General features: G+C 43.1%; 13 protein-coding genes. 5 read left to right on the top strand and 8 right to left on the bottom strand.

The features are described 5' to 3' along the window. The first annotated feature begins 191 nt into the window (after positions 1 to 191). Both B3V51_RS03410 and B3V51_RS03405 read left to right on the top strand, forming a co-directional pair. On the top strand, positions 192 to 896 hold the full coding sequence (locus B3V51_RS03410; protein ID WP_227674255.1) for a lipase family alpha/beta hydrolase: 705 nt from the start codon (positions 192 to 194) through the stop codon (positions 894 to 896). 54 nt (positions 897 to 950) lie between these two features. Beyond that, positions 951 to 1,109 (top strand): hypothetical protein, encoded by a 159-nt coding sequence (locus tag B3V51_RS03405; protein ID WP_156770969.1) that lies wholly within the window; start codon positions 951 to 953, stop codon positions 1,107 to 1,109. On the opposite strand, the gene B3V51_RS03400 is transcribed toward B3V51_RS03405, so the two are convergent. From B3V51_RS03400 to B3V51_RS03385, 4 genes are all read right to left on the bottom strand, one after another. Beyond that, a complete protein-coding gene (locus tag B3V51_RS03400) occupies positions 1,102 to 2,454 on the bottom strand; it encodes a ribonuclease D (protein WP_227674254.1) in 1,353 nt (450 codons plus the stop codon). The genes B3V51_RS03405 and B3V51_RS03400 overlap by 8 nt on opposite strands. A 136-nt stretch (positions 2,455 to 2,590) precedes the next feature. Continuing rightward, the gene (gene recR / locus B3V51_RS03395; protein ID WP_071001884.1) at positions 2,591 to 3,184 is read right to left on the bottom strand and encodes a recombination mediator RecR; all 594 of its coding nucleotides are present in this window, start codon (positions 3,182 to 3,184) and stop codon (positions 2,591 to 2,593) included. A gap of 118 nt (positions 3,185 to 3,302) precedes the next feature. Continuing rightward, entirely contained in the window at positions 3,303 to 3,632 is a 330-nt protein-coding gene (locus B3V51_RS03390; RefSeq protein ID WP_025651278.1) for a YbaB/EbfC family nucleoid-associated protein, read from the bottom strand. 80 nt (positions 3,633 to 3,712) lie between these two features. After that, a complete protein-coding gene (locus B3V51_RS03385) occupies positions 3,713 to 5,005 on the bottom strand; it encodes an O-succinylhomoserine sulfhydrylase (protein ID WP_071001885.1) in 1,293 nt (430 codons plus the stop codon). A 437-nt stretch (positions 5,006 to 5,442) separates the two neighbouring features. Here B3V51_RS03385 and B3V51_RS03380 point away from each other — a divergent pair, with 437 nt between their 5' ends. Continuing rightward, complete coding sequence (locus B3V51_RS03380) at positions 5,443 to 7,086, top strand: phospholipase D family protein (protein ID WP_071001886.1); 1,644 nt, start codon at positions 5,443 to 5,445, stop codon at positions 7,084 to 7,086. A gap of 222 nt (positions 7,087 to 7,308) precedes the next feature. Continuing rightward, entirely contained in the window at positions 7,309 to 8,613 is a 1,305-nt protein-coding gene (locus B3V51_RS03375; RefSeq protein WP_071001887.1) for an MFS transporter, read from the top strand. A gap of 327 nt (positions 8,614 to 8,940) precedes the next feature. Here B3V51_RS03375 and B3V51_RS03370 read toward each other — a convergent pair whose 3' ends face one another. From B3V51_RS03370 to B3V51_RS03360, 3 genes are read right to left on the bottom strand one after another with little or no spacing between them, the layout of a single operon-like run. Then, positions 8,941 to 9,696, bottom strand: coding sequence for a glycoside hydrolase family 19 protein (locus tag B3V51_RS03370; RefSeq protein WP_286707998.1), 756 nt, complete (start codon positions 9,694 to 9,696; stop codon positions 8,941 to 8,943). A 24-nt stretch (positions 9,697 to 9,720) separates the two neighbouring features. Then, positions 9,721 to 10,077, bottom strand: coding sequence for a hypothetical protein (locus B3V51_RS03365; protein ID WP_286707997.1), 357 nt, complete (start codon positions 10,075 to 10,077; stop codon positions 9,721 to 9,723). Beyond that, positions 10,055 to 10,573 carry a hypothetical protein gene (locus B3V51_RS03360; protein WP_286707996.1) on the bottom strand — a complete coding sequence of 173 codons (519 nt, stop codon included), beginning with the start codon at positions 10,571 to 10,573 and terminating at the stop codon, positions 10,055 to 10,057. The genes B3V51_RS03365 and B3V51_RS03360 overlap by 23 nt, the downstream gene beginning before the upstream one ends. 89 nt (positions 10,574 to 10,662) lie before the next feature. Between B3V51_RS03360 and B3V51_RS03355 the strand changes: the two genes are divergently transcribed. Then, positions 10,663 to 11,862 carry a hypothetical protein gene (locus tag B3V51_RS03355; RefSeq protein ID WP_286707995.1) on the top strand — a complete coding sequence of 400 codons (1,200 nt, stop codon included), beginning with the start codon at positions 10,663 to 10,665 and terminating at the stop codon, positions 11,860 to 11,862. 2 nt (positions 11,863 to 11,864) lie between these two features. Here B3V51_RS03355 and B3V51_RS03350 read toward each other — a convergent pair whose 3' ends face one another. Further along, complete coding sequence (locus B3V51_RS03350) at positions 11,865 to 14,174, bottom strand: hypothetical protein (protein ID WP_286707994.1); 2,310 nt, start codon at positions 14,172 to 14,174, stop codon at positions 11,865 to 11,867. Between the last annotated feature and the right edge of the window lie 64 nt (positions 14,175 to 14,238).

Below are 14,238 nucleotides of genomic sequence, written 5' to 3'. Positions count from 1 at the left end.
TTTTTATACTGAATTCACTATAAGTAGTACAACCTGACAGCGAAAAAATAGCTAATATTGAAATTAAAAATTTAGATAATTTGACAACCCTTACCCCTAAAGCGCTAATATAAGATGTCTGTCTATCCGCTCATTTTTATAAACAAGCGTCGATAAAAAAATCTTATAATGCTACTCATTTGGATATTGTTATGCAACAAAAAGACATGGCACAAAAAGCGCCTAAACGAAAAAACCTTGTGATTTTGATACATGGTTTGCATCAAACGACTTGGATGATGCGTCCATTAGCGAAGCGTTTACAAGCGCAAGGTTTTGCCACCCATCAATACAGCTATCGCAGCATGCGCGACGGTATCAAAACCAACAGCCAGCGACTACATGAGTGGCTGAGTGCCAACCACAACCCTGATCAGCCAATAGATTTGGTCGGTCATAGCTTGGGTGGATTGATTATTCGTGATTTTTTGGCCAATTATCCCAAGTGGCAAATTGGGCGCTGCGTCACGCTGGGCACGCCGCATGTGGGAAGTGTTTGCGCGGATTACGTATGGCGTTTGAGCCCTTTAATTGTAGGACGATCTTATGCTGATGCGCTCGATGGTACAGCGACGTCCTGTCCTGAACATATTCATATAGGCGTGATTGCAGGCGATAAACCGCGCGGCTTAGGACAACCTTTTTTGCAATATCATAATCGCAAACTGAATAAAGAAAGCGAATCAGCAGCCACAGAAAACTGTGCTCATGATGGTACAGTTTACGTCAGCGAAACACGTCTTGACTGCGCCAACGACCATATCGTACTGCCTGTGACCCATACAGGCATGCTGGTCGATAAAGAAGTGGCTCGGCAAGTGATTTACTTTTTAGAAAATGGTGAGTTTGAACGCTAGGGCATGTTTTTAATACCTAAAATGCTCTAGATGACAGCGAATAATGGAATAGATATGACCGAGCAAAAGTATAAGCAAGATTGTCAAAACGGCCATTTATCGATAGAGAGAAAATTGATGCTGCCATTGATTGATTTAAAAAAAATTGATTTAAAAAACAAGCAATGTGAAATTAGGCATCAATTTTTTGAGTTGGCTGTATTTGCTATCTAATACCCATCCCTTGCTGCAATTCAGTTTTATGCTTGCTGATCACTGGAATCAACGTCTGGACGACCCAGTCATTGCGCCAACCTTTGAGACCTTGTGGCAGTTCGCTGAGATTTTTATCAAGAGCAATCACTTCATACAACTGTCCTAGCCATTTTTTGCGCATTAAAACGCTGCTAGGCATGCCGATAGCCTTAGCGTGATCATCAATCGCTTGCTGCACTGCTTTTGACAGGATTTTGTTTTTTGAGCGATATGGCGGCACAAGACAAGCTGGATGCTCGGCAGGTGGTAGGTTTTTGGCGTTTCTTATTATCTTAAGCAGCTCTTCACCATAGAGACGCAGCATACTACGGTGCATCGTCGTTTTGTGCGCCAGCTCACGCATGCTGTTTGGTTTTTCAGTGACGATCTCGCGTACCGCTTGCTTTTTGATGATAAACGTACGCGGCTGATTGGTCGCACGTGCCAGCTCTTCTCGCCACGTCGCAATCCCTTTGAGTATCGCCATTTGCTGTGAGTTATAGCGATAATCTGCCATCGTCAGATACATCGCTTCATCTTCGACGTGCTGCAAGTCATACAAATCACTGGCGTAGAGCTGACAATCCGCCCAGACGTAATCGTATAGGCCTTGTGCCTTAAGCGCATGTTCGATACTGAGATACAGCGCTGGCAAATAACGCACATCATCGATGGCATATTGCTCTTGCTCGTCTGTCAACGGGCGCTGGAGCCAATCAGACTGACTGTGCTCTTTATCGATATGCATATCTAGCTGATCTGCCAATGCCTGCTGATAGCCCATTTGTAATTGACCGGTTAAATAAGACAACGCAATTTGCGTATCAAAAATATTGGTCAATGGTGGACAACCAGATAGCAGATAAAAAATGCCTAAATCTTCGCCGCAAGCATGCCAGATGGCCACATCGACTTGGCGCAAGGCCTCCCACAGCTCAGACAGTTGCAACTCAGGCGCATCTAGTAAATACACGTGATTACCCGTATTTAACTGTACGAGTGCCAAACGCGGATAGTAAGTGTCGCGTTTGATAAACTCAGTATCTAGTGCGACGCGGCCACAAGTTGCCAAGGCATTGATCACCTCAGCCAATTGGTGCTGCTCACGCACCCATGTGACATCAACAGCATCAGCGACATCCAACAGTGCATCGATATCAATTGCATCAACATCCAGTGCATCATCATTTGATTCCGAAGGTGTCGCCACTGATGTCATCTCAGTATTAGCTGCTTTTTGTGATGAGTTATCAGTAATCTCAGAAGGGTTTGATTTGACTGAAGGGTTTGATTTGACTGAAGCGTTTGAAACGTTGTTGGACACGGGCAGATACCTGCATAAATAGGAGAAAATAAAACGCGATACTGCGTCTTAATAAAATGAAAAAGGAGAACAATAATAAAGCAATTATAACAATTTCACGAAATGAAATGGGTAAGACTTTGATGTCAGCAAAACCTTATAAAAAAGAGCGGTTTTGCATGGCTTGACCCAGCGTCATACTATCTAGATACTCAAGCTCGCCGCCCATCGGTATCCCTTGTGCCAAACGTGTGACTTTATTGACATGACGACTGACGGCCTCGCTAATAAAATGTGCGGTGGTCTGGCCTTCAACCGTCGTACCTGTTGCCAGTATAATCTCTTCAACAGGCTCTTGTTTGACTCGCCATACCAGCTGATCAATATTTAAGTCATCTGCACTGATTCCATCAATCGGGGATAAGTGTCCGCCAAGCACAAAATAGCGACCACGATACCCTGCCGTTTGCTCGATTGCCATCACATCTGCTGCTGTCTCGACCACACACAGCAGCCCATCATCACGTCTAGGGTCTTGGCATAGAGGACACACCGCTTCATCACTAAAGCTATGACAGCGCTGACATTCAACGATATCGCGCATGGCTTCATCTAGTGCTTGGGCAAGCGCCATGCCTTGCGGACGTTTTTTACTAAGCAAATGTAGCGCCATTCGTTGGGCACTTTTTTGACCGACGCCTGGCAATATACGCAGCTGTTTGACCAGCTGATCAAATTTGGCTGTAAGCAAAGTGGCTTTCCTTTAGTTGACTTTATTTAACTAAATTTATAAATCGTAGCTATAAAAATGGGGTCGTATCGTGCCGATAACAACCCCATTTTTGTGTTCAGTCTAAAGTATTTAATGCTTAGAACATACCTTGCATACCTGGTGGCAGACCCATACCTGAGGTCGCGCCAGCCATGGTTTCTTCGTATAGCTCATCCGCTTGACGCACCGCATCATTGATAGCGGCAGCGATAAGATCTTCGATCATATCTGGCTCATCTTCTAGCAGACTTGGATCGATGGTCAAACGCTTGACCACATGGCGACCAGTCATGGTGACTTTAACCAGACCACTGCCCGCTTCTGCTTGAACTTCTTTGTTCGCAAGCTCTTTCTTAGCATTTTCAACGTTTGCTTCTACTTTCTTTTGCATCGTTTGTGCTTGTTGCATCAATGCTTGAATGTTCATAGCTGCCTCTTTGTCTTATAATAATAAATGGGATACTTTAAAGTGTAAAATAAAATACTGACGGCATTATACCGCTATCTTTACAAACTGTCTAAACCACGCGCCAAATCTTTGATAATATCTTCGACATCTTCCAAACCGACTGATAGACGAATCAGACCGTCTTTCACGCCAGCTTCAGCACGCGCCTCAGGGGTTAGGCGAAAATGCGTGGTCGTCGCAGGATGCGTAATCGTGGTTTTTGCATCGCCCAAGTTGTTGGTGATAGAGACCATTTGAGTCGAGTCAATCACATGCCAAGCCGCTTCTTTCGTATCGCGGCTGTCAGATGCTTTGACTTCAAAACCCATGATAGCACCGTAACCGTCTTTCATATGATGCTGGCGTGTGGCGAGCTCATGTGCAGGATGGTCACTTAGGCCGGAGAAATGTACGGTACTGACATTAGGATGATTGACCAAAAATTCTGCGACTTGATTGGCATTGTTACAATGCGCTTGCATTCGGAGTTTTAGCGTTTCAAGCCCCTTGGTAAATACCCAAGCATTAAACGGGCTCATGCTGATACCGCCTGAGCGCACTACGGTAAACGCTTCTTGCATGAGTTTGTCACTACCAACCAACGCCCCGCCAAGTACTCGGCCCTGACCGTCTAAGTACTTGGTCGCAGAGTGAATAACGACATCGGCACCCAAATCTAGAGGGCGCTGCAATGCTGGCGTGGCAAAGCAGTTATCAACGACCAGTAGTATGTCATTGGCTTTGCAAAGCGTGCTCAAATAACCGATATCGCAAATCTGCGCCAGTGGATTACTTGGGCTTTCACAATAGATCACTTTGGTGTTTGGTTGAACGGCATTGGCCCATGCCTCATTGTCAAAGCAATCAACATAGCTAACTTCAACGCCAAACTTGGCCATATAGTTATTAAACAGCCCAATAGACGAGCCAAATAACTGATTGGCAGCGAGCAGATGGTCACCCGCTTTTAGATATGCCAAGCACATGGTCAGGATTGCACCCATACCAGAGGCCGTTGCAACCGCACGTTCACCGTTTTCTAGCGCGGCGAGACGACGCTCAAAAGTACGGACGCTTGGGTTGGTATGACGAGAGTAAACGTTTCCTGTCTTTGTACCGTCAAAATGTGCCGCAGCATCAGCGGCTGATTGATAAACATAAGAGCTGGTCGTAAAAATCGGCTCTGAATGCTCGCCCTCATCGGTACGATGCTGACCTGCGCGCACGGCGATAGTTTGCATACCGTAATCTAATCCTAAATCTAAGGCATCGTTACGCCAGTTTGGATCTAACCCATCGTTTGAGTTTTTTTGGTTCAAATTATTCTCATCTTTCGTTTGCGACTGACTCATAGACGTTCCGTTGCTTTGTTTTGGTTGGTATAAAAGGACTGCTTATTTTTTTGATTATTAAGCAAATTCATCAGCGTTATCATAACATGCCGACTTATTCCACACATCTGGTTTCAGATAACTTCTAATTATTAATTTTGCCTATTAAAATAACTGGATGTTCAATATGACAGCCATTATGCAGACTTAACCGCTTAACCGACAATAAATCACGATAAACTCAATCGTCAAACCTAACAAAAATAACGTATTTATAATAGGCAGATATGCTAACAGCTGCTAAGCTTAGCGACGATTTGAATTTTGGCGTTGGTGATATTTTTATAGACCGTCCAATCAATGCTATCATCCTTAAAAATAGATGAACAATTTCAGTAAATTACTTATCCATGCATTTTATTTATCAGTATATTTAGGCTCATCAAGGTAAATTCGTTATGTCGATGTTCAGTATAGAACCAAGCAGCTTATCGTTGAGTCTGACACTTGGGCTGACTTTAGGTCTGAGCGCTTGCCAGAGCCTACCCAAACAGCCACATCTACCTGAGAGCCAAGCGTTATCAGCGCGAGTCAATGCTTTATACCAACAAGAAGACAGCCCAAAGATTGAGCAAAATACAGCGACTACAACCAACAATACTGATCTAGTGACCGCCATCACAGCACAAAATGAGATTCATCCTGATCTGTCAGGCTATCATCCGATCGTCACTGGGGCAAATGCGTTTGCCGCCCGTAGTATCTTAACAGGTATGGCCACGCGCAATATCGATGCGCAGTATTATATTTGGCATAATGATCAGGCTGGCCAACTGCTATTAAAAGACTTGTGGGAAGCGGCTGAGCGCGGTGTGATCGTGCGTTTGTTGTTGGATGATTTTAATAACAGTGCAAAGTTTGATCAGCACCTATTACGTTTTGCGAGCCACCCTAATATCGCGGTGCGTATCATCAACCCATTAATGCACCGTAAGTTTTCAACATTGAACTACGTCACAGGTTTGCCGCGTATCAATCGCCGTATGCACAATAAAAGCATGACGTTTGATAAACAGATTACCGTTATCGGCGGACGTAATATCGGTAATGAGTACATGAGTAACGATCAAAGCAGCCAGTTTGCGGATTTGGATGTTTTACTGATTGGTAAAGTCGTCGCAGACATTGATAATAGCTTTGCCAGTTACTGGTCATCGCCACTGTCGTTTGACATCGAAACTTTAGCCAAGTTCGACGATGACGTCACGCCTGATTTTTTGAAGGCATTAGACAAGCTGGGTATAGATGAGGAAAATAACGAAGGCAGTAGCTTGACGGTTTATAAAGCCGCCATCAAAGACTCGACGATAGACACTGATCTGATCAACAAGCGTGTACCATTTCGTTGGACAGACATGCAGTTTTTGAGTGACGATGTTGGCAAGCTGTCCAAAAGCGTCTCATCTGAGACCAACTTGGTGCATCAACTGCGTACGTTACTCGGTAGCCCAACCAAAAAACTGACCATCATCTCGTCTTATTTTGTCCCGACCAAAGATGGGGTCGATACTTTGGTGAAGCTCGCCAAATCTGGCGTTGATATCAAAATATTAACCAACTCATTTGATGCGACCGACGTGACCGCTGTTCATTCTGGTTATAGTCAATGGCGCCCTAGCCTGCTGCGGTCAGGCGTAAAAATATACGAGCTAAAATCAACGGCAGCTGAAGAAAAACGTGACAATAAACTCTGGCGTGCACGCAGTCAGTCATCAACCAGCCTACATGCAAAAACGTTTGCGGTAGACGACTATCAAGTGTTTATCGGTTCCTACAACGTTGACCCTCGCTCTGCCAATATCAATACTGAGATGGGCGTCATCATCAATGATGATGAGTTGGCAAGACAGCTGCATGGGGCGCTGAGTGATGATTTACTAAACCAAGCTTATGAAGTTAAGCTGCTAGACAACGGTAGCTTGGAGTGGCACACCATGGAAGATGGCAAAGAAGTCGTTTACGAGTCAGAGCCACGGGTCGATATGAGTGATCATATCTGGCTTACTATTATGTCTTGGTTACCCATTGACTGGCTACTGTAATATGTAAACTCTTTTCTAAATAGTCCCTAAAATTGCAGGATGTGCAGTTTTGCTTTTGTTAAAAGCCAAATCCTGTAATCAAAGTTCTTATTACAATACACAAAATTACTGTTCCGGCGAATCATTGTTTATATACTTTGATTTGCCGGTTTTTATCATGGCCGATTATCTAAACGATGATCGTCTTAATGACCACTTTACTCCGTGGATGCGTGATCTATTATGCCGACTCGTTCTCAATACGCCCTGATGTCTAAAAAAGACAAAAATACAGTCATATTCGTAAGCTTTGTCAGCGCTGTAATCTTTTTTGATTTCTTGATTTATTTGTACATTGCAGACATTGTCTCAGCTGCTATTTTCCCCGCTAATAACGATCCTACGGTTGCTAAGCTGCAAGGAATGGGGCTGTTTGTCATTGGTTACTTGGCTCGGCCATTTGGTGGTATTGTGTTCGGGCGTTATGGTGATCTCAAAGGTCGAAAGCCGACCTTTTTCCTGAGCATAATCGTTACGGCAGGTAGCTTGCTCGCAATGGCGTGTCTGCCTACTTATGCGCAGTGGGGTGCGCTTGCACCTGCGTTATTCATATTGCTGAGAATCATACAAGGTATGGCATTTGGTCTTTACACACCGCTATCTTGGGTATTTGTGGCGGAGCATGTCCCTCGGCAGTATTTGTCAGTGGCTTGTAGCTACGTTACGGCTAGCTTTTTGGTAGGTGTACTGTTCTCTAATGCGTTTTTTCTGTGGCTGACTGACTTTATGACCACCGTACAGCTGACTGATTATGGCTGGCGTTTGCCGTTTTTTGTTGGCGCCTTACTAACCTGTCTGCCATTGTTGGTATGGCGATTGGTTAAAGAGACTCCGTTTTTCTTGGCGTTAGATAAGCCAAAAACTGGTAAGAATCTAGGTAGACCATTTACGGTATTATTCAAGCGCTGCAAACATTCTATCTTTGTCAGTATGGTACTGACTATAGTGATATCTAGTATCACCTCTGTCATTGTCCTACTACTGCCAGAACTAATAGAAATCAACTTTACTTTAGACAGTGATTTGTTTAGCTTTTCTCATAGCTTGGGCATCGTATTTATGGTTCTTGGCTGTGTCTTTTATGGCATGATCTCGACCCATGAGAACTTTGGTAAAATTTTGGTCATTGGTTCTGTTTTACTTATCGCTCAAACACTGGCGTTCTTTTATCATCTGCAGGCGGGTGGCGACTATATCTTAATCATGTATGCATTGCTAGGGTTCTGTGCCGGTATCATGGGCATGATCCCTGCCATTTTAGTGCAGCTATTTCCGACCAATGTACGTCTCACCGGCATTTCTTTTTGTTATAATATTACCTACGGTATCGTGGGTGTGCTGATACCCTTTGGTCTTGGTTACGCCACGACACTCATCAGTTTCTCGCCAGCGCTATATATTGCCTTTGTGGGCTCTATCGGTATTATTATGGGGCTTTATTTCTATAATTTGCCTGAATTCAAAAAGATTGATCATGTTATTTTATAAATAATAGATCAGTCACTAATTCGAACGATGTTTAAAACTAAGGTGCAATGAGATATCTCATTGCACCTTATCCATTTGTTTAAGACACAGATATTAAGGCTTGATAACCATGGTTGATATGACCAACAAACGCCTCTCCGTTGCGCCAATGATTGATTGTATCCACAATTAGCTAAAAGCCTTTTGTATCGAGGCTTTGGTTGTATTGTTTTATTGCATGGTACAAATATGGTGCAAAGGGTTTGAGATATTCAACCACCGATCAATCCTCGGTAGTTGGATTTTAAACATTAAAAAACCCACCAAATTAATGATGGGCTTAAGCAGCTAAACAGACTGACCGCAACACTCGCACACATTGCTATCTTGCACCGTAACAACTTTAATGCACTGCAAAAAATTAATCGCGTAGTTTGCAATCGCTTTGTTATCATCAACACCGTTAATCACCCTACGAGCATTTACCCACTCGCTGTACTCCAAGCCGTACTTGATGTATTGGCTTAGCCTGCGTGTCGTAAACGTGCCCTTTAACGAGCCGATCGTCAGTATTTTTGCGCTGACAATAGGGTCTAATGCTAAATCAGGATTGTTAACCAAGTCGATACCTAAAATGTCGGTAAACTTTTTGTAGTTGCCATAGCCTGTAATCATAACATGACTACGACCACGATATTTATAGCCATCACCGTCAGCCTCGGGCGTGTTGCCTAGTCGTTCAGCTAAGCGCCCCGTGTCGTATTTATCGAAGTATCTGACACCGCCATACTCAGTGATTGCTTGCATGGTAAATGCTGTCTCGTGATACGCTGTAGCGAGCATATAAGCGACATACAGAGGATTGTTTGAGTCCAACTCTTTGTAATTGTTAAACGCTGCAAACAAGCCATTTACGCCATCTACAAAGCCCTGACTGATTGATTTAACTTTAAACAACTCTTTAAATTTAGCAAAGTCAAAGTCCAGCTTGTACTTACCCTCTAAAGTCTCTTGGGACAAACCACCCCAATAGCCATCAGGCGTGACACCTATGTCAGATTGCAGCCTTTTTACGCTATCTTTTACGCTATCTTTTACGCTCATATTTTTCCCCAAAAAAAGCCCCAATTAAGGGGCGTGTTTATTGCATTTGCTCGACACTTTGCGGACTTGCATATATGCACTGTATCGAGTAACAAGCAGTAGTGATAATATCCAAGCCACAAAACCCAAAAACCTTGCAAGCGTATAACCCCAATGCCCCTGATAGCCAACCGTATGCAGTGGCGGATATGACGTAATAGCTGATAAAGCCAAAAAGCCGTAAACCGCCCAGCTTAGTGCGCCTGCGCACACTAAAGACAGCTCGATTATTGGTGTATAGACATCATCATCAATGACGCGCATACTTTTAAGCATTACAGCTAAACCCAAGATGACAGCACAGACTGCCATCGTTAAATCAAGATAGATTGGCGCTATCATCGCTGCCTCCTTTTTTGTAAGCTGTGTCAATTTTAAAGTCGTCATCAACTGACGTATCTAGCCCTGTGCGTTTGCGTACTGCCTGATTGAGCGTCTTGTTTATGCGTTTTTGGTTGCTGATCCACACCATCGTACCTGCCACAAGTGGCGCACTAAATAGACCTGCTAAGAGCGCAAAAAGTGGTAACGCCTCGGACTGAGCCTCACTAAACGAATTAACCGCTAAGCTCAGCGCAACACCGCTAAATATACCGATTAACGCTTTTGCGAGACTTGGATAATAAAAGCGCACGTCAATCTCGGGTATTTTGACAAAAGCTGCACATAGACCACCTGCTGTCGAAAACACCCAAACGCCTGTCCAACTCAGTAAAAATGGTGCTGGCAAAACACGAGACTCGATAAGCTGCTCAGTCGCCCATGCGCTAATCGGGTATGATGCAGCTAAAGCAGCTATACAAGCCCACCATAGCTGCCAAAGCTTGATTTTAAGCATCTTTGCCCCTCAAAATTTAGATAATAAAAAACCCTCAAAAGAGGGTGTTGTGTATAATGCGAATAAATCTGTAATTAAAATACTGCATCATGAAAAAAACAATAAGTATTGAACGCTTGTATTACTCCATAACTCCATATTTGTTTATCTTGCTAATGGGTGGTTTTATTGCATACCACATAGCGGTGGGCTATGGGTTATTCCCTGCATTTCTAGGTGGTTATTTTGGCATCGCGTCGGTGGTGGTTGCTGCTATTTATGTGCTTCGACTGCCCAATACTTTGAAGTTAAATATACAGTACGCCCCTGCTTTAAGTTTTTTACATATTTCAATATTCTTAATAGCGTTTGTGACAACTATTATTTCATCTACCTATCAAGACATCCCTAACGAAACTGTTACCCAGTCCTATAATACTTTGGTGTTATGGACTTCATTGTTTTTGCTTGGATTTCACTTATTACGTTCTAATACAAAAAAGACAGTTCGATTAAGTTTCATTTTCTATTTCCTCTTCTTTGGCTTTGTTGCTATATATTTCATTAACACAAAGTCATTAATATTTGATCTGAAGCTTCTAGCAGATGCAGATGCAGATACAGTTTCAGGTTACCAGTCACTGGCTAGGAACCTCCTTGTTATATCTATACTGCTGATTTGCTATAGCAGCAGAACACCTGTTGTATTGTTTTTAATACTCTCATCTAGCTTCCTGTTCTTTTACTTAGGCGCTAGGTCAGAATTTGTGGCGTTCCTATTTTTTGGTTCTTTGTTTATGATTTTAAAAACTAGACACCAAAAAAAATACTTACTCACAATTATCGCTATCATACTCGGATTAATGGCATTATCTTATATATTTAAAGAAGATCTAATGTCTAGTAGGCAGTTACAACTTCTTGATCTAAAAGATTCCGGGTCGTGGTTGGCGCGAGAAGAATTAGAGCAAAAAAATATAAAAATCATACAGGATCATCCAATACTAGGGTCTTTTGGCGGACATGCTTTAGCCACAGGCGACATTGGAGGTTATGCACACAATAGTTTGAGCGCATATGTTAATTATGGTCTCGTCTTTTGGCTTGGTTATACATGGTTATGTGTATATACGACATTTAGCTCATTACGTAAGCTGCTGAAAAACAGTGGCAAACAGCATTGGTGGTACTCTTTTTCAGTAAATGCTGTTTGTCTTCTTTTAATCGTATTCGCAAAACCTGTGTTTTGGGTGATCCCGTTTTTCGCATGGGGTGTTTATTTCTCAGCGAGAACACTCGGCAAGCGTTAAACTTAACACTCTCTTATGCCTACAGTGTATGCAATTTCAACATCGACACCTGCGGTAAAATCGTTAATTGAGTTTAAACGAGCAGCGACAGTCTTATTGTTTGCTTGGTATGGTATCACTGAGTAATTAACCTGACCTGCAATAGCGAGCGATGAGTTGTCAGAAGGTCTAGCGGTTAGTTGCACAAAAGGGCGTCTCGGGTAATTAAAGGGCAGTACCGTCGGTGTGGAGTAGATATTTTTAGCAGCAGCAGTCACCAACGAAAGTTTGCCCTCCATTTTTTGCAATCGCATCGGCTGGTCTAAATAAGTATTACCTGCGTTTACTGGTGCTCTGACCAACTCAGACGGGTAATTTCCACTGATATTGTCTACCACAATCTTATCGCTAATAGCTGCCCCTGAAACGTGGCTAATCGTTGCCACAACAAGGAATTTTGTCGTGTTGTTGAATACTAAACCATCAGTATTTGAGTTTATTTTAGCGACAGAGCCTCTGTTTGATATTTTTACAAACGTGTTGCTTACGCCACCACCTAAGTTACCCCAAACCCGACCATTGGCGTTGACGGTTATGTTGCCTTCGGTTGCCTCAGCTTTAATTGCGTTTAAGCTGTTACCCCCGATATCAATAACACCTCTACCGTCTGCTTGAGCATTGCCGTTTGCGTAGTAGTCGCAATCAATCCAACCAAAATCACCCGACTTAAGCTCTCTAGCAAACCCACATTGCCCGATAGTGTCGGAATATATATGGCTGCGTTTGATGTAACACCTATCGCCCCCACCTATATTTGAACCTGCATATAAGGTGCAATCCTCATAAGATGAATCTCTGACATTACCGTGCATATCCGCCGAACCTGCTAGTGCGTCGGGGTCTGCGTTAAGCGTAGAGTTGTAACACCTAAAATCTGTGACAGGCACACTACAAACATCGTTACCACCTCCGAGCGCAATAGCGTGTCGTCTTGAGTAAATATCTGCGTTGTAAACCCTAGCACTTTGACAGTTGGCAAAGCTAATACCGTAGTCGTCACCTGCGCCCCCCACCATATCAGCACCTTGTCCCGCATTGACACCTTTTGCATAATTGGATACAGGTTTTGTGCAGCGGTCATACATAATTGATGACTCAGTTTCGGCATCTATAGTAACGTTTGTGTCATTCGCATCCGATGATAGCGAGAATTTAACAATGCCTTGTTTCTTACCTTTTCGCACTAGAGTGATATTATTAATTTTACAAACAACACTATTAAGTTTATAAAGCTCTAATACTAGTCCAACAAGACTATCTGTAAATGGTTTTTCAAAGATCACTTTATTCCCAGATATTGCGAGTACCTTTACCCACTCACCTGCTCGATAATTTGCTCGCCATTTGGAGTATGAGTAATCTGTTGGGCAATAAAAACAAAGCCAATCCCCGACTGATATGCCCGATACGTTGTCAAATGTAACAGATTGAGCGCCTTTACTTGGTGCAGCAAAGGTCTTAGCTAACAATGTTACACTACCGCTATTTTGTAATGGGTAGTTGGCTACTGAGTCATTAAAATCAAAAGTGACACCCGTTGTGGTAGCAACTACATCAAAGTCGGTCGTACCGCTGTAACCTGCAACAAACTTATAAGTACCTGCTGTCGGTATATTTACTCGCTTACCTGTAGCTACTGCTGCCTCCAGTGCTGCGCTACAATCATAAGTTGATGTGCGGTTTTTAATAGCTGCCATTTCGCTTGGCGGGATAAAATCAAGCAAGCTGATAGACTCACTGTTTTTATCCCCCTGTGTTCTTGTTACTGAGCCTGTGACATCGAGCTTGGTATTAATCTCGATAGAGTCTTTTATGCTAATTCTTTCCATTCTAGGTTCGTAAAAAACCATAGCGCCGTAATTGTCAACAATCTTCACACTGTATGCGTATTGCGAAGCATAGACTTCTGTCATTTTTCCAGTGTTATACATGAACCCGCCTTTCGTTCTTACGGGCTGCGCCAAAGGAATGGATAAATCGCTGTCTGAGTAAATATTAATAGGATAAAACTCAGGGTCTTTATTAGGCTCACCAAAATAAACCATGCCATTATCTAATGGTCGACCCGCGAAATCACCTATATACTGGTGTGGTTGTGGCTGTAAAGAACTGCGTAATGCCATGTTGGTCTCCAAAAAATAGGCAAAAAAATACCCGCGCATGGCGGGATTGTGGGCAATAAAAAACCGCCAATTAAGGCGGTATGTTTTAGGGTTTTCGTTGTTGTCCGTCTGATGCTGCGTAGATAAAGACAATAAAAAAGATAATTGCACTAATCCAGCCCATTTTCTACCTCGCTTTTGGTGGTGTGTCTATGGACTATAAAACAGACTAACG

Origin of the sequence: Psychrobacter sp. UBA2514 (assembly GCF_002341255.1) — a bacterium.
Taxonomy (GTDB): domain Bacteria; phylum Pseudomonadota; class Gammaproteobacteria; order Pseudomonadales; family Moraxellaceae; genus Psychrobacter; species Psychrobacter pacificensis.
This window is presented reverse-complemented; position numbering and strand designations above follow the sequence as displayed.

What these genes read in the sequence shown, in the direction of transcription:
- B3V51_RS03365 (WP_286707997.1), bottom strand. Translation starts at nt 10,077, where the DNA reads ATGATAGCGCCAATCTATCTTGATTTAACGATGGCAGTCTGTGCTGTC.
- B3V51_RS03375 (WP_071001887.1), top strand. Translation starts at nt 7,309, where the DNA reads ATGCCGACTCGTTCTCAATACGCCCTGATGTCTAAAAAAGACAAAAAT.
- B3V51_RS03370 (WP_286707998.1), bottom strand. Translation starts at nt 9,696, where the DNA reads ATGAGCGTAAAAGATAGCGTAAAAGATAGCGTAAAAAGGCTGCAATCT.
- B3V51_RS03410 (WP_227674255.1), top strand. Translation starts at nt 192, where the DNA reads ATGCAACAAAAAGACATGGCACAAAAAGCGCCTAAACGAAAAAACCTT.
- B3V51_RS03355 (WP_286707995.1), top strand. Translation starts at nt 10,663, where the DNA reads ATGAAAAAAACAATAAGTATTGAACGCTTGTATTACTCCATAACTCCA.
- B3V51_RS03385 (WP_071001885.1), bottom strand. Translation starts at nt 5,005, where the DNA reads ATGAGTCAGTCGCAAACGAAAGATGAGAATAATTTGAACCAAAAAAAC.
- B3V51_RS03390 (WP_025651278.1), bottom strand. Translation starts at nt 3,632, where the DNA reads ATGAACATTCAAGCATTGATGCAACAAGCACAAACGATGCAAAAGAAA.
- B3V51_RS03380 (WP_071001886.1), top strand. Translation starts at nt 5,443, where the DNA reads ATGTCGATGTTCAGTATAGAACCAAGCAGCTTATCGTTGAGTCTGACA.
- B3V51_RS03360 (WP_286707996.1), bottom strand. Translation starts at nt 10,573, where the DNA reads ATGCTTAAAATCAAGCTTTGGCAGCTATGGTGGGCTTGTATAGCTGCT.
- B3V51_RS03405 (WP_156770969.1), top strand. Translation starts at nt 951, where the DNA reads ATGACCGAGCAAAAGTATAAGCAAGATTGTCAAAACGGCCATTTATCG.